This is a genomic window from Flavisolibacter ginsenosidimutans (genome assembly GCF_007970805.1).
GTDB classification, from domain to species: Bacteria; Bacteroidota; Bacteroidia; order Chitinophagales; family Chitinophagaceae; genus Flavisolibacter; species Flavisolibacter ginsenosidimutans.
Map to the genome: position 1 here is coordinate 3,022,258 of NZ_CP042433.1, position 25,063 is coordinate 3,047,320.

General features: G+C 49.7%; 24 protein-coding genes. 13 read left to right on the plus strand and 11 right to left on the minus strand.

The genetic code is table 11. The features are described 5' to 3' along the window. Position 1: 1 nt before the first annotated feature. The 3 genes from FSB75_RS12440 to FSB75_RS12450 form a co-directional block, all read right to left on the minus strand. Positions 2–985 carry a glycosyltransferase family 2 protein gene (locus tag FSB75_RS12440; RefSeq protein WP_146787859.1) on the minus strand — a complete coding sequence of 328 codons (984 nt, stop codon included), beginning with the start codon at positions 983–985 and terminating at the stop codon, positions 2–4. Continuing rightward, on the minus strand, positions 982–2,595 hold the full coding sequence (locus tag FSB75_RS12445; RefSeq protein ID WP_146787862.1) for a hypothetical protein: 1,614 nt from the start codon (positions 2,593–2,595) through the stop codon (positions 982–984). Before FSB75_RS12445 ends, FSB75_RS12440 begins: the two co-directional genes overlap by 4 nt. 65 nt (positions 2,596–2,660) lie before the next feature. Continuing rightward, complete coding sequence (locus FSB75_RS12450) at positions 2,661–4,079, minus strand: oligosaccharide flippase family protein (protein ID WP_146787865.1); 1,419 nt, start codon at positions 4,077–4,079, stop codon at positions 2,661–2,663. Positions 4,080–4,486: 407 nt separating this feature from the next. Between FSB75_RS12450 and FSB75_RS12455 the strand changes: the two genes are divergently transcribed. The 3 genes from FSB75_RS12455 to FSB75_RS12465 all read left to right on the plus strand — a co-directional run bounded on the left by FSB75_RS12455 (position 4,487) and on the right by FSB75_RS12465 (position 8,398). Continuing rightward, a complete protein-coding gene (locus tag FSB75_RS12455) occupies positions 4,487–6,463 on the plus strand; it encodes a DUF1800 domain-containing protein (RefSeq protein WP_146787868.1) in 1,977 nt (658 codons plus the stop codon). Between the two features lie 60 nt (positions 6,464–6,523). Further along, positions 6,524–7,792 (plus strand): DUF1501 domain-containing protein, encoded by a 1,269-nt coding sequence (locus tag FSB75_RS12460; protein ID WP_146787871.1) that lies wholly within the window; start codon positions 6,524–6,526, stop codon positions 7,790–7,792. A gap of 177 nt (positions 7,793–7,969) precedes the next feature. Then, positions 7,970–8,398: a hypothetical protein gene (locus tag FSB75_RS12465; RefSeq protein ID WP_146787874.1), complete on the plus strand. Its 429-nt coding sequence runs from the start codon at positions 7,970–7,972 to the stop codon at positions 8,396–8,398. Between the two features lie 143 nt (positions 8,399–8,541). Here the strand turns inward: FSB75_RS12465 and FSB75_RS12470 are convergent, their stop codons facing one another. Genes FSB75_RS12470 through FSB75_RS12480 form a run of 3 tightly spaced genes read right to left on the minus strand, consistent with a single transcriptional unit; the run spans position 8,542 to position 11,448 of the window. After that, entirely contained in the window at positions 8,542–8,796 is a 255-nt protein-coding gene (locus FSB75_RS12470; protein WP_146787877.1) for a hypothetical protein, read from the minus strand. Positions 8,797–8,809: 13 nt separating this feature from the next. Next, positions 8,810–9,127 (minus strand): DUF1360 domain-containing protein, encoded by a 318-nt coding sequence (locus FSB75_RS12475; RefSeq protein WP_146787880.1) that lies wholly within the window; start codon positions 9,125–9,127, stop codon positions 8,810–8,812. A gap of 41 nt (positions 9,128–9,168) precedes the next feature. Continuing rightward, on the minus strand, positions 9,169–11,448 hold the full coding sequence (locus FSB75_RS12480; protein WP_146787883.1) for a hypothetical protein: 2,280 nt from the start codon (positions 11,446–11,448) through the stop codon (positions 9,169–9,171). A gap of 510 nt (positions 11,449–11,958) precedes the next feature. On the opposite strand from FSB75_RS12480, the gene FSB75_RS12485 reads away from it, so the two are divergent. Continuing rightward, entirely contained in the window at positions 11,959–13,137 is a 1,179-nt protein-coding gene (locus tag FSB75_RS12485; RefSeq protein ID WP_172623133.1) for a metallophosphoesterase family protein, read from the plus strand. Between the two features lie 114 nt (positions 13,138–13,251). On the opposite strand, the gene FSB75_RS12490 is transcribed toward FSB75_RS12485, so the two are convergent. Next, positions 13,252–13,779: a T9SS type A sorting domain-containing protein gene (locus FSB75_RS12490; protein ID WP_146787889.1), complete on the minus strand. Its 528-nt coding sequence runs from the start codon at positions 13,777–13,779 to the stop codon at positions 13,252–13,254. 272 nt (positions 13,780–14,051) lie between these two features. Here FSB75_RS12490 and FSB75_RS12495 point away from each other — a divergent pair, with 272 nt between their 5' ends. After that, a complete protein-coding gene (locus FSB75_RS12495; RefSeq protein WP_146787892.1) occupies positions 14,052–14,804 on the plus strand; it encodes a hypothetical protein in 753 nt (250 codons plus the stop codon). 65 nt (positions 14,805–14,869) lie between these two features. After that, entirely contained in the window at positions 14,870–15,055 is a 186-nt protein-coding gene (locus tag FSB75_RS12500) for a hypothetical protein (protein ID WP_146787895.1), read from the plus strand. A 25-nt stretch (positions 15,056–15,080) separates the two neighbouring features. Here the strand turns inward: FSB75_RS12500 and FSB75_RS12505 are convergent, their stop codons facing one another. Next, positions 15,081–15,284 (minus strand): hypothetical protein, encoded by a 204-nt coding sequence (locus FSB75_RS12505; protein WP_146787900.1) that lies wholly within the window; start codon positions 15,282–15,284, stop codon positions 15,081–15,083. Positions 15,285–15,478: 194 nt separating this feature from the next. Between FSB75_RS12505 and FSB75_RS12510 the strand changes: the two genes are divergently transcribed. From FSB75_RS12510 to FSB75_RS12540, 7 genes are all read left to right on the plus strand, one after another. Then, positions 15,479–15,832 carry a hypothetical protein gene (locus FSB75_RS12510; RefSeq protein ID WP_146787903.1) on the plus strand — a complete coding sequence of 118 codons (354 nt, stop codon included), beginning with the start codon at positions 15,479–15,481 and terminating at the stop codon, positions 15,830–15,832. 14 nt (positions 15,833–15,846) lie between these two features. Beyond that, the gene (locus FSB75_RS12515; protein ID WP_146787906.1) at positions 15,847–16,494 is read left to right on the plus strand and encodes a hypothetical protein; all 648 of its coding nucleotides are present in this window, start codon (positions 15,847–15,849) and stop codon (positions 16,492–16,494) included. Further along, the gene (locus FSB75_RS12520) at positions 16,455–17,213 is read left to right on the plus strand and encodes a sensor histidine kinase (RefSeq protein WP_146787909.1); all 759 of its coding nucleotides are present in this window, start codon (positions 16,455–16,457) and stop codon (positions 17,211–17,213) included. The genes FSB75_RS12515 and FSB75_RS12520 overlap by 40 nt, the downstream gene beginning before the upstream one ends. Further along, the gene (locus tag FSB75_RS12525; protein ID WP_172623134.1) at positions 17,210–17,857 is read left to right on the plus strand and encodes a response regulator transcription factor; all 648 of its coding nucleotides are present in this window, start codon (positions 17,210–17,212) and stop codon (positions 17,855–17,857) included. Before FSB75_RS12520 ends, FSB75_RS12525 begins: the two co-directional genes overlap by 4 nt. A gap of 130 nt (positions 17,858–17,987) precedes the next feature. Continuing rightward, positions 17,988–18,410 carry a helix-turn-helix domain-containing protein gene (locus FSB75_RS12530; RefSeq protein WP_146787915.1) on the plus strand — a complete coding sequence of 141 codons (423 nt, stop codon included), beginning with the start codon at positions 17,988–17,990 and terminating at the stop codon, positions 18,408–18,410. 50 nt (positions 18,411–18,460) lie between these two features. Next, positions 18,461–18,904, plus strand: coding sequence for a MauE/DoxX family redox-associated membrane protein (locus tag FSB75_RS12535; RefSeq protein ID WP_146787918.1), 444 nt, complete (start codon positions 18,461–18,463; stop codon positions 18,902–18,904). An 85-nt stretch (positions 18,905–18,989) separates the two neighbouring features. Beyond that, complete coding sequence (locus FSB75_RS12540) at positions 18,990–19,265, plus strand: hypothetical protein (protein WP_146787921.1); 276 nt, start codon at positions 18,990–18,992, stop codon at positions 19,263–19,265. 54 nt (positions 19,266–19,319) lie between these two features. Here the strand turns inward: FSB75_RS12540 and FSB75_RS12545 are convergent, their stop codons facing one another. Genes FSB75_RS12545 through FSB75_RS12555 form a run of 3 tightly spaced genes read right to left on the minus strand, consistent with a single transcriptional unit; the run spans position 19,320 to position 25,005 of the window. Next, entirely contained in the window at positions 19,320–20,573 is a 1,254-nt protein-coding gene (locus tag FSB75_RS12545) for a TlpA family protein disulfide reductase (RefSeq protein WP_146787924.1), read from the minus strand. A gap of 16 nt (positions 20,574–20,589) precedes the next feature. Further along, positions 20,590–21,987: a RagB/SusD family nutrient uptake outer membrane protein gene (locus FSB75_RS12550; RefSeq protein ID WP_146787928.1), complete on the minus strand. Its 1,398-nt coding sequence runs from the start codon at positions 21,985–21,987 to the stop codon at positions 20,590–20,592. Positions 21,988–21,996: 9 nt separating this feature from the next. Then, positions 21,997–25,005, minus strand: coding sequence for a SusC/RagA family TonB-linked outer membrane protein (locus FSB75_RS12555; RefSeq protein ID WP_172623135.1), 3,009 nt, complete (start codon positions 25,003–25,005; stop codon positions 21,997–21,999). Positions 25,006–25,063: the final 58 nt, after the last annotated feature.

Genomic DNA, 25,063 nt, shown 5'->3' on the forward strand with positions numbered 1-25,063 from the left:
CCTAATTTTTCCTTTGATGGGTGAGATAAACAGCTTGCGGCTTTAAAAGCCTGTAGCCTTTTTGCAACACGGTGCGGGGCAAAAAAGAAAGTGCATAAAAACAATAACTCTTCCAGTGAAGTTTGTTTTGCACAAGCACTTTTTTCAAACTCTTTCGTGCCTTTTGCGGCTGGTAATTGTTCCACAAAAACTTCTTTGCCAAAAGAGAATGATAAGCGCTTTCCTTTAGTTGCGGGTTGTTTTGCGACTGAATGATTTGCAGCAGTTCTTCGCCTTGTTTTGCGGTAATGAAATTTTCTTCAATCACACGCTGTTTGATTTGATGAAAAGTCCGCGGCCGCCATTGTTCGTCAATGGTTACCGATTCAGGATTGAGGCGAACCTGTATCAGTGGCTCGTGAAAATTTACAACCCGTCCTTCGCTAAGAACAGACTGCCATAAGAGATGATCTTCAAAACTGTGCGCATGTTCGTTGTAACCGCCGTGCTTTAACAACGCCGTCTTTTTGCAGATAACACTGGAGTGAATGAACGGGCAAATTCGTTTTAGCACAGACCTGATCTCATCATCCGTGTAAGCCGGCGGATAATTAGTGAACACGTATTCGCCTTTTTCATCCACGTAATCAGCGGCCGAACCGGCGATGACGCAGGAAGAATGTGCGGTCATGAAGTTATATTGCTTTGCCAGGCGATGCGGATAGCAAATATCATCTGCATCAAAGCGGGCAACGTAATCGCCCTTGGCTATTTCCAGTGCTTTGTTTAGCGCTGCTGCAATGCCTTTGTTTTCCTGGTTGATTAAGACAATCCGCCCGTCGTTGAAATTACGAATGATGCTTCCGGTGTTATCGGTTGAACCGTCGTTCACAATCACCAATTCAAACTCTTTAAAAGATTGGTTCAATACCGAAGCAATCGCATCGCCGATGTAAGCCGCCACGTTATACGCAGGCATCAGCACGGATAGTTTTACCTCGCTCATGCGGCTTCCGTTTCTTTTAAGTTTAGAAAAAGCAGCGCTTCAAACAAAGGCACGATAGACAGTTGCTCAAACCAATAATCAATGAAAAAGAAGGCGAGTAACAGGAACAACAACGGGATGCCGTACGTCAGCCTCTTGTAGTGCCTTGCAAAAAAGCCCATGTAAAAAATAAAGAAGACCGCAAGGCCAATTAATCCGTATTCGCCAAGCAATTGATCGTACACCGAGGCCGGGCTGTTGGTAACGGAATGTGCGTCGGCACGCTTGCTAAAAAAGTATGTGTAAAGGTCAAGGTGGTTCGAAGAAAAATCGGGATTGATATATGCAAAACGTTGCGGGAAGCCGCCGGCAAATTGCAAAGCCGTTGCTTTAAAAGCCATCTTCGAAGAAAAGTTTCCAAGGCCAGCGCCGGTTAGCAAACAGAGCGGGTGTTGAAAAACAAAAGCACCGGTTTGCCAGTACGCAATTGCTTTTCCGGGCAACGTTGTTTGCGCATAGTTGTCAAAGTGTTCTTGTCTTTTCGTCATAAAGCATAACAACTCTTTTCGGTAAGCATTGGTATCGTCTCGGTTTTGAAACGGCGCCGAATGAATACTGGGCTGCGGAATGAAAGGCCTCTCGTTAACCATTGCAACCAATGACTTGTTTTCTTCTCTCCTTTTTGCTGCAATGCTTGCACCCAAACTATCGAGATAAAGCCTTGCCACTTTTTCTTTTCGTTGTTCAACGGTCAATACGCTATCGGGTAAAATTCTTACGTCAACTGGCTTTGCTTGTGCAGTTCTTGTTTCGTTGCGAATGCCGAAGACTTTTTCAAAAACATTTACCGCATACCTGTTGTTTTGCGGCGATACTTTGGCCATGAACACAACAAACAAAGCAAAGCAGGCAACGATGACAGTTTTCTGCACTTTGTGCGTATTGAATACAAACAACAATAACAGCGTTGCGAAAACGACTAAGTTCACAAGATTGCTGGCGGTGAACAACAACGTAACAGTACACATCATCGTCAACAGCCATGCTCTTTTCGAGAGAAAGAAAACAATTCCAAACGCATTGATGACCGCGTTGGTCGTTGACGTATCAAAGCTTAAGCCCTTGATGTAATCGCCGGTGCTGATAAAATATTTTTGATAGTTACCCTGGTATAAAAAAGGATTTAGCGCACCCGTTTCAAAAACGATGCGCAGGTATTGAAATGCAGAAACACAGGTGTTCAGAAGAAAGAAAACAACCAGCGTTTGATAGATGATTTGCGCATCCGTTTTTTCAACTATCCGTTTAATTTGATGCACCGCCAGGATGCAGGCCATCCAAAAGCCAATGCCAAACGTTAGTACCAGCAAATAGTTAAGCTGAAAAAAATGTCCGTACAAAAATGTATTCACGACCGCAAGACAAACGACGAAAGGATAAAACAGTGGCAGCCGCGGGTTTTTGAAACCGAACCCAAAACGAAAATTGGGTTGCAGTGCATAAATGAACAAGATGGCAGCGAGTTTCACCACCAGCTTTACATCAAGGAAGAGCAACAAAAAAACCAGCAAACCCCAATGGATGTTTCTTGTAAAAATGAATTTGTTCAGGAAGGCCCTGACGGGGTTCATTCGGGTTTGCTTTTGTTGGTGAAAACGCACAGCAGTAAATACGGAAACCGTTCTTTCCGGTTGCCTTAGGCTTTCAGCACTTGCTTAAACGTTTGCCAGTCGGCGCGGCGCAATTGAACGGTGCAGAGCAGAAGAAAAAGATAGAGCGCAACGCAAAGCGGTAGCATCCACACGGCTTGCAGCGAACTGTATTTATAAAGCATACCGCTGCACAAGGCGCAAAGGGAGCAGAAGAGAAGCGAGGGCCAACCGATGATCTTTTCTTCTTTCTGATAGCTTAAATAAAAGATCGTTTGTACCGAAACAGACAGCAGGTAAGAAAGAGCCGCGCCTTCGTTTTGATAGAGTGGAATGAGCAGCAAGTTTCCGGCAACGTTCACAAAAAAACTCAGCACAAAGCTGCGGAAAATAAGTTTCATGTTGCCGTGCGCAAAATGAACGGTCCACAAAAAATTATTCAGGTAAAGAACGGGCAAGGTCATTGATAAAATGAAGACGGTACGGATGTTCACACTGCCGTATTTGCCACCGGTGATGCTGTCAATTAATGGGTTCCAAACTACGTTCAGGCACAGAGCCGCGAGACAGGCAATGACCATCTCGGCCCGCAAGAGCAATTGAACGCTTTCGTTCTGACCAAGGTTTCGTCCTTCTTTTACAAGCCGTGTAAAATAAGGAAGGAGCAAGGGCGCAATCACCAGCAAAGGCAAAGAGGCCGCTTCAAAAGCTTTGTAGGCAAAGCTGTATTCCGCCAGTTTAAAAGCCGGAAGAAAAAAACCGATCAAAATCCAATCTACCCTTGCCAAGGCCGATGAAAAAAGAACGACGCCGAGTTGCGGGAAGGCATCTTTTATAAAATTTCGGTACGCTTTCCACCGTGGAAAACTTGCGAACGGCGTTTTTAAAATTTTACGGGTAAGTAGAAAACCGGCCACCAATTCGGACGCATCGGCCAGCACAAAAACCGGAACCGCAAGAGCAAGGCTGATTTTGTTTTCGAAAAACAAAACCCCGATGCAGAGGCTTTTGATCAGCGTAGCTGAAACCGACATGTAAAGCATCGTTCGGAAACGTTCGGCGCCTGCGGCAAGGGCTTTAAACGGTGTTGAAAAAAACAGCAGCAACTTTCCGGCGCCAACCAGCAAAAGGGCTTGGTGGTGGCTGAAAAAGGAAGGGAAAAGAATCAACAGAATAAACAACGCTGCGTAAAACAAAAGGCCTGCAACCGCGGCGTGAAAAAAATGAAGCGATAAAAGCACCGGCCTGTCTTCGCCCGCCGCAATTTTTTTAATGATGATTTGATCGAGGCCAAAGGAAAGAAGTGCAAAGGCCGTCAGAAAAATGGCCAACGTCCAGTTCAATTCACCAAAATCGGCTTTGCTTAAACCCTTCGACAAAAAATAAAATACCGCCAGGCTGAAAGCCTGGTTGATGCACAACTGAACGGTATTGGCGGAAAGGTTGGCGCGGAAGCTTTGCTTCATCGCAAACTAAATACGAAGATTTAAGAAGAGGGTTGTTTGCAAAACAGGTTGTCGTAAATCTTTTACCAGCGCTGTGCCTTCCATTTTTGCTTTCCGCAAGCAGCAGATCTTCCTTTCATCTTCACATTCAGCCGGTACGCCGAATAATCGCGGCCTTTAGCGGATGCGGTACGATTTTACGTGTGCAAATACACCCTTAAACCTCCATCTCTTTTTCCTGAAAAACCAATCTTACATCGTGGTGTCCTGGCTTGCGCAAATGTTTACAAACAGGGAAGGGTTCTTCCCTGTTCTTTTTTCTGCTTAAATTTCTTTTCGTTCTGTTAAACATTTTTTTCCGCCTGCAGTCTATGGTTCGCTTTGGCTTTCTTAACAGACCCTGTATTTTGTAGCTCAATTTTTTCGTCATGAAAAAAATCATTCATTCCTTTTACCTCGCTTTCGTATTGCTGACGGCCGGCGCTGTCACCACTGCTTTTGTTCAGAATACAGAACAACAAACCGAAACGTCTTTTCATTTTCCGTACAAACAAGCCGGTCTTACGGAGCGCCAGGCGGCCGCCCACTTGCTTTCCCGTTTTACGTTCGGTGCAAAGCCGGGCCAAATAGACGAGGTATTGAATGAAGGTTTAGAGTCCTGGTTTAAGCAGCAGCTCGAAGGCAGCCTGCCCGACCCAAAAGTTGACACGGCACTTGCCGGCTTTGAGTCGCTAAAGATGACCAACGAAGAAATTGTAAAGACTTATCCCCGGCCCGGAGAAGTTTTACGGCTGGCGATACGCGATGGCTACATCAACAAGGATTCGGCAAGAACCGACAGGAAAGAATACCGCGACTCGCTGAAAGCTTATATGGACCAACACGGCATGAAGCCCCAAGCCGAATTGCTGCAACAACTGGCGGCACAAAAAATCATTCGCTCCGCTTACTCCACTAATCAATTGCACGAAGTGCTTACCGATTTTTGGTTTAATCACTTTAACGTGGCGGCCAGTAAAGGCGGCATTCAGCAATACCTTACTTCCTACGAACGGGACGCCATTCGTCCAAATGTAACGGGCAAGTTTGAAACCCTGTTGCTGTCAACCGCCAAGTCACCGGCCATGCTTACCTATCTTGACAATGACAAAAGCACCGTGAACCCTGAGAACATGCAGGAAAGCCAGAAGAAATTTGCAAAGATGCGGGACGTGGTCATAGACCAAATGATGGAGAATGTAAAAGACAGTACGGTGCAGCGCAACCTACAGGGTCAAATAAGAAGAGTAAAAAACGGTGGCCTAAACGAGAACTATGCCCGCGAAATCATGGAACTGCACACGCTGGGTGTTGACGGCGGCTACACGCAAAGCGACGTCACGCAAGCGGCCCGCATTCTTACCGGCTGGAGCCTGAACCCGATGGTCGAATACGGCCTGCGCCCCAAGCGCATGCCCAATGAAAAACGCCTGGACCAAATGGGCTTTGTGTACGACGACAACTTTTTGTTTGCTGCCAACAAGCACGATAAAGGGGAGAAAAAAGTATTGGGCGTAACCTTTCCGGAAGGCGGCGGTTACGAAGAAGGCACAAAGTTGATTCACATGCTGGCTACACATCCCTCAACGGCAAAATTCATTTCTAAAAAACTCGCCGTACGTTTTGTGAGCGACGTACCGCCGCAAAGCCTCGTTGATAAAATGACGAAAACATTTTTGGACAAGGAAGGCGATATCAAGCAGGTATTAATTGCGATGGTCAGTTCGCCGGAATTCTGGAACAGCCAAGCCTTGCGTGAAAAAACAAAGTCGCCGTTTGAAGTAGCCATCAGCGCCATTCGCGCCACAAACGCAACCATCATTGCACCGGCGCAGGTTTATCAGTGGATCAACAAGATGGGCCAACAAGTTTACAACTACCAGGCACCAACCGGCTTCCCTGACAGAGGCCAGTATTGGATCAATACCGGCTCACTGCTGAACCGCATGAACTTTGGGCTAGCCTTTGCTTCCGGCCGCATTCCCGGTGTGAAGGTTGACTTGCTCGCCCTCAACGATCACCACGAACCCGAAAGCGCCGAGGATGCGCTGCGCAAGTATTCCAAAATTTTGTTGCCGGAACGTAACGTTGACGAAACGGTGAAGCGCTTAACGCCGATGCTGACCGAACCGGATTTGCAACAAAAAGTGGACAACGCGGCCGGCAAAACTCCTACGGCACAAACCTCCATGCAGAGCAGCAATGCCGATGAAATGATGACGACGCAAAACACAAACAAAGGCGCTAAAAAATTGCTGAACAAACGAAATCTTGAGCCGCAGATTGTCATGGCCAAAGGCAATAACTCTATGTTGGGACAAGTGGTGGGCATCATCATTGGCTCACCGGAATTTCAACGGCGGTGAGTAGGAGTACGCATAAATCATGAATCAAAAATCTAGAATCGCAAATCTCAAATTGTTCTTATGCTTTCACGCAGAGTATTTTTAAAAGGCGGTGCGCTGGCACTGGTAACGGCCGGCATTGGCGGAGTGCCTTCGTTTATTGCGAAAGCCGCCGGCAGCCGCAAACTCTTCATGCCGTACAAGCGGGCCAAAGTTTTGGTCTGCATCTTTCAGCGCGGCGCCATGGACGGCTTGATGGCCGTAACACCTTTTACCGACACGTATTTGAAACAGGCAAGGCCGACCTTGTTTATGTCGGCAGCACAAGCAGCAGCAAAACCGTTAATTGATTTGGACGGACGCTTTGGACTGCATCCTTCCATGAATGCTTTTGCGCCATTCTTTAAAGAAGGTCGCCTGGCGGTTGTGCACGGCGTGGGTTCGCCCAACAGCACGCGGTCGCACTTTGACGCACAGGATTACATGGAAAGCGGCACGCCATTCAGTAAAGGCACCGACAGCGGCTGGCTTAACCGCGCCGTGGGTTTACTGGGCCACGAAGCGGCGACGCCTTTCCAGGCCGTGAGCATGACTTCTGCGCTGCCCCGTTCTTTTTACGGTGATAATCCGGCGGTAGCCATTTCCAATTTGCAGGACTTTGCCATTCAAATGCGCGGCAACAATGTGGCTGCAAATACGGCGGCCAAGAGCTTTGAAGAATTGTACGACAAAACCTCTTCTTCGCTGTTGAGTAAAACCGGCAAGGAAAGTTTTGAAGCCATGAAGATTTTGAAGAGTGCAGACGTGAAAAATTACCGTCCGGCAAACGGAGCGGTGTATCCGGCATCGCCGCTGGGCAATTCGCTAAAACAAATTGCACAGTTGATTAAGATGGACGTGGGCACCGAGATCGCTTTTGCCGAATGCGGCGGCTGGGACACGCATTTCAACCAAGGCACGGAAGCCGGCACTTTTGCCCGCAACGTGGAAGATTTGAGCAGCAGTATTACTGCTTTCTGGACCGATCTTGGCCAGTTACAGGATGACGTGGAAGTCATGACAATGACCGAGTTTGGCCGCACGGTTCACCAAAACGGAAGCAACGGTACGGATCATGGCCGCGGTTCCTGCATGTTTATTTTGGGCAATGATGTGGCCGGCGGCAAAGTACACGGTAAAGTGCCCGAGCTGGCGATTGAAAACCTTGAAGACCGCCGCGACCTGCCGGTAACAACCGACTTCCGTGCGGTGTTTGATGAAGTAGCCACGGCCCACTTGCGCATCCGCGACAACGGCAAGCTGTTTCCCGATTGGAAGGGAACTGGTATTGGCGTAATGAAACCAATATAATTAGTGAAGAAATAAAATGAAGACCGGCGCTGAGCCGGTTTTTTGTTTTTGTAAAAACCAGACAAGCTATTTTTCATCTTCTTTCTTCTGCACCGCTTATCAATTTATTCAGCCAAACAAGGTAGTTTACAATACACAATAGCTTACATTACCTTAGCTTGCTCAAAATCTTAAAACATGAAACCATTATTTTTAGCAGTCGCGACAATTGTCTTTGGCTTCGGCAGCAAAGCCCAGTGCGAAAAAGTGCTTCACTTAAGCTCTTCCAAAACGGATTATCTCAATGACAGTAACGCCATACAAAAGTCAAAAGATGAAAATACGGTGGTGGATATAACCAAAACAACCATCACCATTATTCCCAACGGAAATGCAAACGATGCGCTTAGCGGAAAAATTGAAGAAATTTCCTGCGATTGGCCTGTTCCATTCAAACAGGGCAAAACGGTTATAAAAACCGTTTTGTATGATGCCAGCGGCGACGATAAAAATGCGACTATCACGATTGAAGCCAAAGACGGGAAGGTTTTTTTGCTCGCAGAAGCCAAGGAAAGGCCTGACCAAAAAATACGGCTTGTCGTTAACAAGTTTGAAGAAAAGCAGTAAGCGCTATAAAAGCAACGGCGAAATGCTTTGCCGTTGCTTTTCAGTTTTCAATTTTTACAAACGACCACATTTTATTCCTTTTAACACTTCTCGCAGAAGCCTTCGTTCAACAGAACTGTTTACAAAGCATGACTGATGATTTCTTAACGCACCTTCTTCAGCATCGGCACGGCCATCATTCCTCCTGCATCTCTGTAATCAATTAACTGCCGGTCGCCTTTACCGTTAAAGCGGTAGCGGGTTCGTGTAAGGCTGCCAACAACGGTCAGTGCCGTTTCTCCCGTGTATTCAAAATGAACATCGCTCCTTGCTTTAGACGTATTGAATTCGTCAACTCTTTTGTTGGCGTCATTGGTTTTCTGCAGCCAATCTTCCCGCTTTTTTCCGCAACATGCCATGGAATTTAATTTTTTAATCTTCAGAATATTCAGGCGGCTTCGGCGGGTCGTTTTTTGTTGTTCCTTGCTCCAATAAACAAGCCGCACCGGAAAGTGCCAGCCAGTACAAAACTTTTTCTTTCCAATCAATACCCAACCACAGGGCAATGGGTAAAGCAATCCAAATACTCAAACAATAAAAACAATCAAGCAGGCGGCCAAAGAAACCTTCTCCCAGCCGCCTGCGAAAATGATAGACGAGATCAAAAGGCCCGTCTTCTTTCGACAGCAAATGCGTAAGCCGCCACACGGCTAACACAGCCAGTACAAAACGAAAAATTATTGCTGGCATGTCAGGTCGTTCTTTTGCTGATTACTGATTGCTCATTGCGCTCATTTGTGTTCCAAATAAAATTGCGCACTGGACAAATAAGGTCCTTCGATGCCGGTATTGTAACCGTTAGTTCTGCGCATGGCGCCTTCCAAACCGATGGAAATCACGGCAAATTGTTCGGTCATTTTCAGCCAACCGCCTTCGCTTGCCGATGGTTGCAGTGTGACGTTTACAAAACCGCTCGTTCCAAAATCAGCAATGGTTCCCGTGTAGCCCGGACAATTGTTACCGTCGGTGTTGCCGCCATTGCTTCCGCTGGCCAATGTTCCCGTAACGGTACCAACAATGCTTGGCGGTGCGGTAAGGTCAACGGTAATCTGCTGCGGGCATTTGCCCAGGGTTAAAGTATAGTGATCTACGAAACCGTAAGGATCGTTCGACTTGAACGGAACTACCAACGGGGTATTCAGTTCCGTGTCCTTCATACGGTACAAACCACAGGGCACACTCTCAAGCGTTGCGGTAAAATGCACGTCACCAATGCCGAAATCGAGTGGCCGGTTGTGAATGTAGAGCGCAATTAAATCTTTCGCGGCTGGAACAAGGTTGCCGGAACCGTCGTAGCCTTCTACCAAAAAATAAACGGTGCCCGGCGTGCCGCCGTCATACAGCGATGATGCAAGTTGCATGTACCGATCGAGGTTGCTGAACTCCCAGTCAACGCCGTCGAAGAATACTTCCGCCTGTATGTTGATGTAGGCCGGAACGCTTTGCAAAGGCCCACCGTCCACGTGCAGCGGCGTGGAGAATGGCCCTACCAGATCACCATTGTAAAGCGGCAGAAAGCGTTTGGAAAATTTCGGGTGCAAATAAGCCTGGTTCACGAATTGCCAAGTGCCTCCAGATTTCTTGTAACGAATGGTGTAGCGGCGAATCACCGGATCATTTGGCTTGCGCTGCAGATTGTACATACATCCTTTCACGTCAATCAATCCACCCCAGCAGGCACAATCCACACCGAAACCCGCCTGCGAATTGTGCACGGTAATCTTTCCGCTTGCGCTTAAGTGATTGTTGTAACCGTTTCTGTCCAAAGCCGCAGCGGATAAACTGCCGGTTGTGTTTTGAGCGCCGCCGATGAAGACGTTGCCCAAGCTGCCAATCAAGTTGCCGTTGAAACAAAGCGATGTTGGCCGCACTTTTTCGGCGGGTAAACAGAAATTGATTTGTTTGATTTGCGGCACGTTGAAGTAAGGCGTGCTTTCAAACAGCGTAACCGTGGGGTGAAGCGAGTCGGTCACTTTTACAATAATGTCGGGCCGCACCTGCACCAGCACGTTTTCGCCCGAAGCCACGTCGTTGAATATTTCGTTCAGGGCCTCGGCAATTGTTTGCGTAAAGCGGAAGATGTAATTACCGTTCATGTCGGTGATGGCATTGCCTAATTCTAATTTATCACCCGTACCCGTATAAGGACCGCCGGCGAGTTCGGAAACCGAGCGGTCGTATTCCAAAAAATTCAGCGTGAGGTTGGGTGCCGGTTCGGTGACGCAGGCCAACCGAATGCCGTCAACGATGTTGCCGATGCCGATCTTGTCAATCCGCGACAAGGTGCTTTCCGTAGAAAGGTTGGAAGCGGTTACGGAGTTGGCAAGGGTAAAATTGGCCAGCGCATCGCCTGCGGCCGTGCTTTCGGCGTTGCTCTTTGCGCCTTTGCCCGTTTGTGTTTCTTTGCGCTGAAAGACGTCGGCGATTTGTATAGGCGTTTGCACCTCGTCAACCAGGTTGATCATGATGGGCGTGAAGAAAGGCGGCGGATCGGGAGGGTTGGGAATGTGAATTGGCGGAATGCGTTCGGGATACAATTTGGTGATGACCTCGCGGATCTTGTCCATCTTCAGTGCCTGCAAAAACTTGGCATAAGTATCAATCACTAAGTAACGCCTGATGCAGGGATTGAAAACACAGCCGTTGCTGTACAAGGTTACGTTGCCGTAAATGAGGTAATCAAACACCGATGCCGGCGAGGAGCAGGTAAGCACAAGGTCATTGAAATCCTTGTCGCTGCCGGCGTCGTTCGATTCGATGTCGAAGACAAAATTGCCGCCCGAGAGCGTTGGAAATTTGATTCGCGTGTCCGAGAGGCGGAAGCCGGTTCCCGGGTCGTTTAAAATGGCAATGCTCCACTGCGTACCCGTTACCGAAACGTCGGCCGTTCCGGCTTTGGCGTCGTAGGTGCCGTTGCCCGTGGCCGCTCCGGCCACCACAAAGCGTTGGGGAAAAGAGGCTTCTTTGGACTTTACGCGAATGGTCCAGTTGCCTTGCATGGAAATTAGCATAGCGTATAAATTTTAGGTGAAAAATCAACGTTGCTTCATCAGGGCAGGGCGAAACGCACCGCTTGCGGCCAGAGGCCGAACGGTTGAAGCTTTGAAAAAAATGTTTAGGTAGAGTGCGAACAAAAACAGTTGAAGCCGGGTTCGATTCCTCTTCCGAAGGCGGAACGGCTTCGTTTACACAGAGGCATTTTCATCCAGAAGCCAATTCTCTCTTAAAGCTATCGCGTATTTTGCGCAATCGCAATAGCTCAACCGTGATGCCAACGCAAATTTTATTTCCTGGCCTGTAAAGGCGGATAAGAAGAAACAAAAATAGCAGCGCCTTGTGTACAAAGGGAGGTGAAAATTCTCTTTTAACGGGTGTTTTTCCCGCGTTTGCATTTCACGGAAAACCGCTTTATTTTCATGGGAAGAATCGCTGCCCGCCCGTCTTTTTTCCTGCCTTCTGAATCAGGTTTTTCTTCCGCGACTGTTTTGAAAAAATCTTGTTCACTGACTAAAACCATCCTCATGGCAACAAAAAATCCCTTTCGGTTTGCGCATCCTTTTTTTACAACGCTTCCGCAGGAAGAACGGTCGCTGGTTCCGGGCCTTGGCCACCGCATGACCGATTTCATCAAAACAAAACTGGAAAAAATACCGGATCCAAAACGCGAGCCAACCATGGCACTCGAAGAAATTATTGGCCACGACGGTGCAAAGCAAATTGAGGCTTCGAAGGCCATCCGGTTTCACGCCGTTGGCGATACCGGCCATGAAAACGGGTTTGACGAAGAAGCCGTTGCCGATGCCATGGCTGCGGATTATGACATCAGTCACCCTGAAAAATGTCCCGCTTTTCTGTTTCACCTGGGCGATGTGATTTATTATGACAATACCGACCGGGGGTATCAGGCGCAGTTTTACGTTCCTTATCGCAAGTATCCCGGAAAAATCATTGCCATTCCGGGTAACCACGACGGTGAAATCTTCCGGTACGACGGCAAGCCCACAGGACAGAAAACAACACTGGAAGCTTTTCAGAAAAATTTTTGCGCACCCAAACCGGCTGTTCCGTCCGGTGCGGGAACCATTTATCGCGAGATGGTGAGTCAGCCCGGCGTGTATTGGTTGCTGGATGCGCCTTTTGTCAACGTCGTCGGACTCTATTCAAACGTTGCGGAAAACCCAGGCTTTCTTGAAGCGCCTTCCATTGGACAAAAGCAAATGGACTGGCTGGTGAAAACGCTTGCCGGCATTAAAAAGCAGCGCGACAAAGGCATCCGCAAGGCGCTTTTCATTGCTACGCACCATCCGCCGTTTAGCAACGGAAGTCATAGCGGAAGCGCGGAGATGCTGGCCGACATTGACAAAGCCTGCCAACAAAGCGGAATTATGCCGGACGTGGTGCTGGCGGCCCATGCACACAGTTATCAACGCTATACACGAAGCGTAAATTTTCAGGGAAAACCGATGGACATTCCGTTTCTTGTTGTGGGCTCTGGCGGAAGAGGGCTTCAGCAGGTAGTTCCGGCAAGCGGGCAAAAGATGGGCGATCACAGGTACGATAAATCGTTGATGGGATTTGGTTACCTGAGCGTTACCGTCACAGAACGCCTGGTAACGCTGAACTTCATCCAAGTGCAGGGCGAAACGAAAACATCCTTTGACAAGATAACCGTGGACTTAACGACCCACCGTATCGCGTGACGCCTCTACGGCAAATCTTCTTCGTCTCATCAACATCGTTTAAACTTTTTACTAAAAAGAAGCGGCACTTGTGCCGCTTCTTTTTATCGCTAACCCAAGTTGATTGAAGTGTTTTTAAAGCTTTTCAAAATTCAACACGGCTGGCACTGTTCCATCTGGGCTTACAATGTCGATGTGGTACTTACCGGCGCTTAACCTCGTAATTGCAAGCGGGAATGTTTTTGCAGCAGACAGCTTTATTTCTCTTTGTTGTACCAATTGTCCGTTACTACTCAGGATAGATACTTTGTACGTGCCATTAAACATTCCTTCTTTTGCGGCAACGGTAAGCGAAGCAGCATCAGAAATGGGGTTGGGAAATACCGCAAGCTGCATCTTGCTTGCACACAGGCCTGTCACCATTATTGTTTTGGTGTACCGATTGCTGCCGTCAAGATCAATTGATTTAATGCGAACATAAAGCAGGGATGCCTTAATCGCATTGGTTAATGCAAAGGTGAAGAGATAGCCGGGTTCACTCTTTGCCGCCACTTCACTCAGCTTTGTAAACGATGTATTGCCCTGGCTTACTTCCACTTCATAGCTTTTCAGGTTAAGCTGTTTTTCTACTTTCCAGGCCAAGTTCACCTCACAGTCTTTCATACACTATCCCTGCGCTATATCTGGACCAGACATGCGCCACCTTATAGCGATCCTCTATCGCTTACGGCAATTGACTGATTTCTGTCCAGTATAACCCCGTCCATCCTGCTCTTTTGCGGTATTGTACGCACAGACCCGAACGGTTTCTTTGCATACTGCCTTTGCACAACTAATCTTGTTTTCGAAAGAGTTAACTGGTGTACCGGATGAGCTCTAACGGTGCCATCATCTTCTCTTCGCAAACCCAATTTTTCACTCAAAAAAAATGTTTTATGGCAAAACAAAAAGGCATCATTAAGTTAGAAGGTACTATTGGCGATATTACCTTTTTCAAATCAAAGGACGGCTATTTGGCCCGCGGACATAACCCTGTTTCGGGAGCAAGGATCGCCACGGATCCTGCTTTCCAACGCACCCGTGAAAACGGCCGGGAGTTTGGCCGTGCCGGAAAAGCCGGCAAGCTATTGCGGAGTGCCCTTCGGTCTCTTTTGCAAAACACTGCAGACAGTCGGATGGTCAGTCGGCTAACGACGGAAATGCTCAAAGTGGTTCAAGCAGATGCCACCTCGCAGCGCGGTGAACGGAACGTGTTGGATGGGGAAACCGAACTGCTCTCCGGTTTTGAATTCAACAACGATGGGAAGTTAAGCACTACGCTACTCGCCCCGTTTTCCACTTCTATCAGCCGCACGGAAGGCACGCTTACTGTTGACGTTCCTGCTTTTGTGCCCGAACGGATGGTTGCCGCCCCTGCAGGGGCCAGCCATTTTAAACTGGTATGTGCCGGCGCCAGTATTGATTTTGAAACCGGCGAGTATGTTACCGACGAAAAAAGCTCGACTGAGCTGCCCGTTAACAGCACGCCCACGGCTGCCATTCATTTTAATTGCGCCGTAATGCCGGCCAGCACCAAGCCTCTCTTTCTTCTGTTAGGCATTTCCTTTTACCAAGAGGTAAACGGCGCTCATTACCCCTTGAAAAACGGCGCTTATAATGCGTTGCAAATCGTGGGAGTAGCCGGTTAGTTTTCCTGCAGGCTTTCTTAGGAAAGCCTGCATTTTCTTTTTTCACTTCCTTAAAACACTTTGTTATGCAACCCTCGTTTGATTCGACTGTTAAAACAGGCACTGCAGCCGGAACCATGCTTATTATTTTGGCAAACATCTATTCGGAAGATGTGATTCGCACCGCTTTACTGGCTGCTGTAGGAGCGGCAGTAAGCTTTGGTGTCAGCCTTCTTCTCAAAGCTATTGCCAACCGATGGCAGAAGTCTTAATGAAAAAGAGGCCAGAAGGCCTCTTTTATTTTAAAAACATCTGTATTCGCTCTTCTTTCAAACCCGTATATCTGCAAAACTCTTCAATGGAGATAAAACTGCCCACCGGCTTGTTTAATTCCTTGCGAATTTTCGCCAAAAGCTTTTGTGCTGTACGCTCTTTGCGACCGGTGATGTTCATTATATCCTTGGGGTAGATTACTATCCGGTATGGAAGAAGTGTTGTCATAGAGCAGTGGGTTTTGTACTGCTAAAATGATTTTCTCTTCGCCTTTCAACAACCCTGTAAACACGGTTCAATAAGTCAATTCCCTTACTTATATTAAATAAACAAACCGTGTTTCCCGTACTTGAAAACATGGTTCTCCTTATTTCCCGCGCCCGTCAATGTCCCCATTTTGCGGAGACAACAAATAACCTCATATGAACCACTTTATTTCCCTTGCCGAAGCCAGCGAAATGACTGCCCGGTACCGTCAACAACGAAATGCTATTCTACAACCTTCTTTTCAAAACCTTAACCTTCTCGCTGTTTGCGAGACATTTGACCGAAGTGGATTTGACGCCCTTCTTTCCAAGCCTGCCTGTGCCTTTATCCGAATTTATTACGGAATGGACGCAGATATGAAAATCCATGCTATTATTGTAGCCGCTGATGAGAACAACCAAGACATTCTTCCCACTGTAGCCTTGGCAAACGAGGTGGATGATGATATTTTGGACCGTGCAAACCGGTGCCCGGATTTGTGTCCGCCTGATTCGCCGCTCATCGGCTAAAATCAACAACTGCCATGGACTTTGTTACCAATGCCTTTTTAAGTTTAACTATTGGTATTGGCGGGGTGATAGGGTTGCTCCGGTTTCGAAAAATAGATTACCGCTATCACCCCTTTCTTTTCTTGGTTTGGAGTGCCTCTATTCAAGAAATTCTGAGCATCATCATTTTGTACCGGGGTTATTCCAATAGTGTATTTTACAATGTATATTCCCTAGCAGAGGCCCTGCTTCTCTGCTGGCAGTTCCGGCGCTGGGAAGTATTGAAAAGCAAGCTTTTTTACAGGGTTTTACAAGCCGGGCTTGCTCTTTTCTGGCTCGTTGAATGGCTTACTGCATCTCGCAACGACTTCCTTTCATTCTTTATTATTGCTTATTCTTTTCTTGTGGTTCTTCTCAGTATTACGGGTGTGAACCAACTCTTGTTCCAGGACACTTTACCGCTTTACCGCAACCCGGTTTTTCTTCTTTGCCTTTGCTTTATCCTTTATTTCGGGGTTTCGGCGCTTGTAGAAACTTTTTGGATGACGGGACTGAAAGGCAGCAAGGTTTTCCGGCTGAACGTATATGCCCTTCTTTGCTATATCAATCTGCTTACTAACCTCTTTTTTGCTCTGGCGATTTTATGGATGCCCGTGAGACTTCATTATATATTGCAATCCTGATTACCGGCGTAGCGATGGTAAGCCTCACGCTTTATTTTGCCGCTTCGGCGATCTGGCACCAGCGTAAGCATGCCCGCATTCAGCGGCAGAATTTTCTGGATGAAATTGGCTTGTTGGAAAAAGAACGGGCACGTGTGGCACGCGACCTGCATGATGAGCTTGCGCCCCTTCTTTCTCTCACACGGTTTCAACTCATGAGCGTCCGTGAATCAAACGGAGACGAGGTTCTGCAAAGAGCCAGTGCGAACCTCCAACGGGTGATGCTGCGCATGGGCGAAATAGCCGTTGACCTAAATGCGGGTGCCCTCGTTCAAAAGGGGCTGCGGTTTGCCTTGACGGATTTTTTTCTTGAACTGGAAGGCCTTTCTTCTTTACGCATCCGGTTTTGTTACGATGTTAGACGCGAAATTCCGGCGCAAACTGGCATTCATCTTTACCGGATTGTGCAGGAAGCAGTGCATAATGCCTTTAAACATTCCGGCGCAAGCCAGGTGGATGTGCACGTAAAGGAGCGTTTGAACCAGCTCTTTCTTTATGTTGGCGATAACGGCACAGGGTTCCGCTGCCGTGAAGCCAGCCAAGAGCAAATAGGCATTGGCCTGCAAAGCATTCGCAGCCGTACAGGTATGCTGGGCGGCCGGCTTGAATGCCGCTCGTCGGCTCAAAAAGGAACTACTTATTTTTTTCAATTCCCTTTCCCCTCCAAAACAAGCTTATGATCAAGGTTTTTCTTGCGGACGACCTGCCTATTTTTCTTGAAGGGCTTCAGTCCATCCTGCAGTACCAGGCGGTGGTTGCAATTACATCTACAGCGGCTAATGGCATCGAGGTTTTGCAACAATTGCCGGAAAAGATGCCTGATGTTTTGATCACCGATATTCAAATGCCGGAAATGAACGGCATTGAACTTACGAAAGAGATTTTTAAGCATTATCCTTCCATCCGAGTGATTGGACTAACGATGTTCAAAGAGGATCACCTGCTTGTGGAAATGCTGGAAGCAGGCGCCCGGGGCTATCTCCTGAAAACCTGTACCAAAGAACAAGTGTTGGAGGCCGTGCAGGCCGTTCACGCAGGCGGGTTCTATTTTTGTTCGGGCACCACACCAAAGCTCACCAGACTTATTGCAAAGAGCCACCTGAGGGGTTTTCCGAAAATGGAAGAAGGGAAATTCTCTGCTACGGAAATTCAGATTATTCGAGGTATTTGCGAAGAAATGTCCACCCGGGAAATTAGCCAAAGCCTGTACCTTGGCGAACGGACAATTGAATCATACCGGCACAAGATTTTTGAAAAGGCCGGGGTGAAGAACATGGCTGGACTAGTGATCTATGCGGTTAAGAACGGGTTATATGAAGTGTAGGAGTTAGGGTTAGGGATCGATGTTTTGGTTTGGATCGAATAAACTGTAGTTCCCTTTAGAGAAACCACAGAAACCCGATTGCCTCTTGAGAGATGGCTGATTAGTTTCACCATACACCAACCAACCGGCCATGAGCTATAAAACGCTGACCTCCGACGAGAAACAACGGCTGTTTTTCACCAAAACCTACTTGCTCAATCATTTGCATCGCTCTTTCTGTCTTTCCGATATGGCACGGTATGCGGCCATGGGTTTACCGCGGTTCAACGATGGTTTCTTGCTCTTGTTTGGCTCCCTGCCGATGGCCTACCTGCACGAAAGCCGATTACAGTTTGGCTATTTTCTTTTGCTGCATACCGATAAACCGATTAAGGAGATTGCGGGCCTGTGCGGTTACCGGCATTATAAAAATTTCTTGACGGCGTTCCGGAAGCGTTTTGGTGTGTGTCCGAGCAGCCTGCGGGGGGCTTTTTTTAGCGCCGCGCAAACCGTTTTTATCCCTTTTGCAAACCCATTTGATTTGGAAATGGGTCTTAAAAAAACTGATCTTTAACCTGAATTTCCTGCATCTTTTCAGCGGCTGATGCATTTCAATTTTATTGTATGAGACATCTTTCCGCCGCTTCTTTTGTTTCCGTCTTCCTGCTTTTTCTTTTTGGTTATACTGCCTTCAGTAAGTTGTACGCCTTGCGGCATTTTGCCGATGTGTTGTGGCAAGCGCCGCTGATTGGACGAGGAGCGGACGCGGTGGCCTGGACAGTGCCGCTGACAGAGCTTGCCGTTGTTCTGCTCCTTCTTTTTTCCTGCACCCGCCTGTATGGCCTTTACTGCTCACTCTTCCTGCTGTGCGTTTTTACCGGTTACATCGCCTACATGCTGCTGGCCGGAGGCGCCCTCCCCTGCCAATGCGGGGGTGTAATCGGGGCGATGGGCTGGAAGACGCATTTGGTTTTCAATGGCGTGGTAACGGGACTGACCGTTTACGGCATTGGCCGAGAGAAAGCAGGACGAGCGGCTGCATCGAATCAATCAACATGCATGCGTTGACATAGCCGTGCCGCCTGAGAATCAACAGGGGAAGCCGAAAACCTGCGAAACGAGTAGGCGCCATTTTTCTTTTAAACTTTTTTTTATGAAAAAGATTTTGCCCGGCATTTTTGCAATTGCCCTGGCTTTTGCCGCCAGTGCGTTTACCACGCCTTCCACGAGAACCGCCGATGACCCGCTTTACCACTGGTTTGCGCCGAACGGAACTTACCTGGGCCAGCGCACACAGGCCGCCCAAGCCGCTATTTGCGACGGCGACAACCAGGTTTGTGCCAGTGGTTATGAGCAAATCACGGTGAACGGGGAGAACCAAACTATCCCCGTTGAAGAGAGTTATTTTGACGATGTTTTAAAGCCCTAAGCTTTAAAAAATAGCCGCCTGTGGCGGCTATTTTTTTACCGTACTTCCATTTGCCTAGTCTCCTTTTCGCACCACAATTACTTCCATTTCCCTTTCTTCTTCAATCAGTTCCAAACCGTATTGTTTTAAGGCCTTTTGCAGTGCTTCTTTATCCTTCAATTCGGCAGGGAGTTCCATGTTGACCGTTCCTTTGAAGCCCGTTTCGTCAACGACGGGCAGGAGTGTTTTCGTGTCCAGGTTCCAGCTTTGGAAGAGCGTGGGCAGACGAACTCCGCGAACGATTAGCCTCCCCTTTTGTTCATACATCTCTATCGGTTCCTTCTGTGCCGCAAGAGCTTCCTGCGCCGGCTTTCCCCTAATTACCCATACTCTTATTTTTCGCATTTCCGCTGAACTTTTCCACTCAAAGTAACGGTCCAACTCGGCTTGCAGACAGCGATATGCTTTCCTGATAGACGTATCGTGCAATATGATGTCAACGCAATAGTGTTTTTTCAAGACCGTATCTGTTTCCTCTCCTTCCGGCAACAGGACCCTGCTGTTGTGGAAATTGTGCCGATTTTTATACGCCAGTTTGTATAGGTGTTTTATTGTGAGGTTCTGGGCGTGGGTGCGAACGACGCCTTTGTCCGCGTCGTAAAATGCACCGGAAGAACCGGACATGATGCCGGATCTCTGGCCGCCTATATAGGAATAGTATAAGAGCTTGTCCTTTGTCCTTTCGTAGTCGTTCACCATCAGCGGTGTGAAGGAGAAGAACACATTCGTATCACTTGTTTCCTTTTTCAACGGGAGCGAAAGCGATTGACCCGCCGTAAATGCTTCCAGATTTTTTGGCGTGACCTGCTTGGAGCCTGTAATGGCCTGAACGGTTCCTTTCGCGGACACCCAGACAATGTGCGGCTCCATGTGGTGCGGGAAGGCCTTCCAAAGAACCGTATCACCCGCCAACAATGGAAAATTCAACTCCTTCAAAAGTTCCTGCTCCTTAAAAGCCTTCCGAACCGCCGCCGCCTTTTCGACCGCAACTAGAAGAACGTTGAAACGACCTTTTGCGGTTCGCTGCAAGGTGTCAAGTTTTGGCAGGAATTCGGTGGCATCAACGCAATGGGTATTCCAAAACGTAATGAGCAGGGGTTTGCCCGTGAATGCGGAAAGTGTTTTGGCACCGGCCTTCAAACCTACCGGTTGCGGGATCGAAAGCTTTCGACAATTATCGCCTATGGTCATTTCCTGCGCTGCTGTCTTTTGCGCAAACAGGCTGGCTGCAGTCACTACCAGTAGCGAAAGGAGTGCTGTGTATTTCATTGTTCTTGATTTTGTTTTAGTAGCCCGGGTTTTGGGTGAGGGAGGGGTTTTTCAAGAGTTCGGCCTGCGGAACCGGGAAGAGGGCCGCATATGGTTGCCAGCCCGGTTTGGCCGCCGTCATCACCGGTTCCAACCTGCCCCAGCGTTTGAGGTCGAACCAACGGTGAGCCCATTCGGCAAAAAATTCGATGCGGCGTTCCTTTTCAATTGCTGCCAGCAGGGCTGCTTTATCGGTTGCGGTTGCCGGCGGCAAGGCAGCCCTGCTTCTGACGGCATTGAGGTCGGCTTTTGCCCCGGCAAGGTTGTCCTGCTGCGCTCTTGCTTCTGCCCGCACCAAAAGGACCTCGGCGTAACGAAGCACGGTGTAGGTTTCGGTAACGGGGAGGTTGAGGTTGTAAACCTTGTACTTGTAGGGATAATAAAAAGTTTGTGCAGCGACCGTTTTGCTCCCCAGCCAAGCACCCTTGCGGGTGTCGCCCGACTCGAAGGCTGCCGCCAGCGCCGGATTGACGGCATAAGCAGGTTTGGTGGTGGCTGACGTTGTTGGAATAAAGTAGCGGGCCTCGGTGGTGTTGAAGCCCGATTCGACAGGCGAGAGTGCCCAAAGGGTTTCGTTGCTGCCTGCCAAGAAGGTAGCCGCCGGGTTAGGTGCCAGAGAATACGTTCCTGCGCCAATGACCTCTGTGGCTTCGGCTTCTGCTGCCGCCCAAGCCTGCCGGTAAAGCCGAACCCTTGCAAGGAGCGCAACCGCCGCCCACCTGTTGGGACGAATGCGGGCCGTGCCCGCATAGGCTGCCGGCAAGAGGCTTTTTGCCTCCTGGAGGTCGGCCAGAATTTGGTCATAGACTGCGGCCGTCGCCGAACGCGGGATTGTGGCTGACTCCTTGTAAGCAGTTGAAAGAACCAGGGGAACGTCGCCAAAGAGATTAACCAAGTAAAAGTAGTTCCAGGCCCGGATGAATTTTGCCTCTCCCAGCAGCCTCGCTTTTACCGCCGGCGTCAGCTTTTCCGAAGCCGTGATGCCCTCTATGGAGGCGTTGGCCCCGTAGATCATCTTGTAGGCCCAGTTCCAGAAATTGGACAAGACAATGCCGTTGGCCGGGGTCAGTTTTGCGGCATCGAATTCGGCTTCTTCGGGATCGAGCGTGGAGGTCAGGGAAAGTTCGTCGGACATCAGGCCACCATAGATAGAGGTACCGCCTGCCGAATAATACGGCAGGGTCGGCATCATGGCGGAATAGATGCCGAGAACGGCAGAGGTCGCGCCTTCGTCGGTGCTGAACACGGCTGTTGCCGTCATTTTATCTATCGGCAGGTCGGTTTGCAGGGACTTCCTGCACGAGAAAAGCGTTAGAAAGACCAGCAAGAGACAAAAGCAAAAAAGGTTGATGATATAGATGTTTGTGTATTTCATGCGCAATTTTTAAAAGGTGAATGTCAGGCCGGCCACGAGGGTTTTGAGCGGCGGAAGGGTTAGCAGGTTTTGGTTTTCGGGGTCGGCTCCTTTGTAGCCGGTAAACGTCAGGAGGTTTTGCCCCTGCAGGTAGAGGCGCAGGCCCCGGATTCCCCAGCGTTTCAGCCGGTTGGCCGGTATGTTGTAGGCCAGAGAGGCGGTTTTAAGCCGGATGAAAGAAGCATCGCCGTACAGCCCGTCGGAGGAGCGAAAGCGGGAAACGGCCGCATAGGCCGGGCCGGATGTAACGGCCGTAAAACGCTGCACGGTTGTTTGGTTGCCCGGCGCCTGCCAGCGATCCTGCACGTAGATTGGTTGGTTGTTGGCACTTCCGGGAACGATGCCCGCGGCATAAATGGAAGACAGGTAGGTAGCGCCCCACTGCTTTTTGAAAGAAAAAAACAGGTACGCTTCCCAGCCGCCTGCCGTTAGGGTGTTGCCCCAACCGCCGTAAAAGCGAGGCCCCAGGTAGCCGGATTCAAGGTAATCGGCCGGGATGGAAATTGTTCCGCTCTTGTCTTTGTCTTCGAAGGTGAAGACGCCGGTGGCCGGGTCCACCCCGGTGCTGCGCAGCTTGTAGATGACCGAGAGCGGCCGCCCTTCGATGTAGGTGGACGCATAAGACGATTTTGCCAAGCCTGGAAAGGACAGCAGCTTGTTTTGCGGAACGGTAAGATTGGCGGTCGTTGTCCACGTAAGCCCTGCTCCTGAAACCGGCGTGGCTGAGAGCTCGACTTCCCAGCCGGTGTTTTGCACGAGGGCGGGAAAGTTGTCGGTGATGCTGCTGAAGCCTGTTTGTACGGGCAGGCTGTACTTGACCAACTGGTTGCCGGAACGGTTTCGGAACCAAGCGACTGACAAGAGAAAGCGGTTTTTGCAGAAGCCGAGGTTCAGGGCCGCTTCCCATTTTTTGACGACCTCCCAGCTATAGGAAGGATTGAAAAGCGCCGAAGGCGTGAGGGCCGTATTGCCGCCGTAAGGCTGAACCGCTCCCCAGGCATCGAGGTACTGGTAGTCGCCGATCTGGTCGTTGCCGGTTGTTCCCCAACTTGCCCGGAGCTTGCCGAAACTGAGAACCGGCAAGTGCGTTGCCGGCCAACGTTCGGACGAAAAAATCCAGGCCCCTCCCACCGCGCCAAAGGAAGCCCATTGCCTACCGGGACCGAAGCGGCTGCTGCCGTCGCGGCGACCGGAAAAGTTTATGATGTAGCGGTTCAAAAGGTTGTAGGTGAGCCGGCCAAAGCCTGCCGCGTAGTTGTATTCGGTTTGGCCGTTGGACCGTGACGAGATGGTGGGTGCGGCAGCCAGCGAACGGAGAAGGGCATCGGTGGTGTAGCCGGAGCCGGTGATTGAAAGGCCGTTGTTTGCCGATTGCTGGACGGAAGCGCCCAGCAAGGCCTCGATGCGGCCCTTCCCGATGGCAGCGGTGTAGGATAGCTGCGGTTCGGCTATCCAACTCCAGAAACGGTTGGTGGCGAATTGCGCCGTGCCGCGTGGTGAGGTTGAGGGGTTTTGCGCCGCGATTGGCGTGAGCGCCTCTTCTTCGGTGGTTAAAAAATTCCCGCCAAGGGCCGTGCGCAGGACCAGTCCTTTGAAAATGTTGTAGGATAAGTTGAGACTTGCCGTGCCGTTGTCGGTTTTGGCGGCATAGGAACGCCTTTGCCAGGCAAACGGGTTGTTGTTGAAGGCCGCGCCGCCTTCTTCCCAAACCAAGGAGCCATCGGCTGCCAGGGGGTACGGCGCGTTGGGTGGCAGGTTGATGAAGCCGGCGAGGCCAAGGGCCGCCAGGTTGTTTTTGTCGAGGCTGTACGACAGGGAAAGAGAGAGGTTAAAACGGCTGTCGGCCGATGCCTGCGACAAGGTTGCGTGCAGGGAGCCTTTTGTGTCGGCCATGTTGCCGGGGAAGACGGTGGTTTCGCGATGGAAGGTGGAACCGAGGTAGAAACGTGTGAACCGCGTGCCGCCTGAAAGGGAGGCCTGAACATCGGCCGTACGGGCCGTGCCACCGGTGAGGAGGCGAGGCCAATTTGTGTAGCGGGTGGTGTCCCAAGCCAGAAGGTCCGGGGCGTTTGTTAGCGTAGGTGTCACGCCGTCGTTGCGGAAGGCCTCGCGGCGCATTTGGAGGTACTCCGCCGTGTTCAGGAAACGGGCCTGCCGGGAAACTTTTGAAAAGCCATAGGAAGCAGTGACCGCTGCCACCGGCGACGCGGCGGTGCCTTTTTTGGTAGTGATAAGCACTACGCCGGCCGCGCCGCGGCTGCCGTAGATGGCGGTGGCGTCGGCGTCTTTCAGGATTTCGATGCTTTCAATGTCGGCAGGGGAAAGTGTGTTGAAAGGGCTGAGGCCTCCCCCACCCGATGATAGCAGGGAGGAAAGGCGGTTTACGAAATTGTTGGCTGCGGCCCAGGGAACGCCGTCCACGATAAAGAGGGGATCGGAGCCGGCGGTGATGGAAGACTGGCCGCGAAGCTGGAGCTTTACCGAAGCGCCGGGAAGGCCGGAAGACTGAACAACCGTGAGGCCGGGGATGTGGCCTTCGAGAGCAGACAATGGATTTGACACGGGCTGGTAGGCGATTTCGCCTGCCGATAGGCGGGCCACGTTACCGGTAGAAAGGCGACGGGTGGTTTTGCCGTAGGCGATAATGACGGCTTCGTCGAGAAGGCCGGTGCGGGTCTTCAGCGTGATGGTCAACTGCGGGTGGCGAGCCAAGGCTTCATCAAAGACTTCTTTGTATGGCTCGTAGCCGATGGCCGTAACGCTGACGGTATCACCCAAATTAAGGGTTGTAAGCGAGAAGGTGCCGTCATTGCCGGCGTTTGTGGTTGGTGGTTTATGGTTTGTGGTTGGGGAGATTACTGTGACGGTAGCGCCGGGAATAGGCTCGCCGTTCTGATTGATGATCTTTCCACGAAGGGAAAGAGGCTGACACATGGAAAGGAAAGGGCATAGCAAGGCCCCTATGAGCAGTTTTCTCATTTTTGAGGAGTTAGAAGTCAGGAAATAAATTGAGCAATAGGCAAAAGCTGACAAGGGT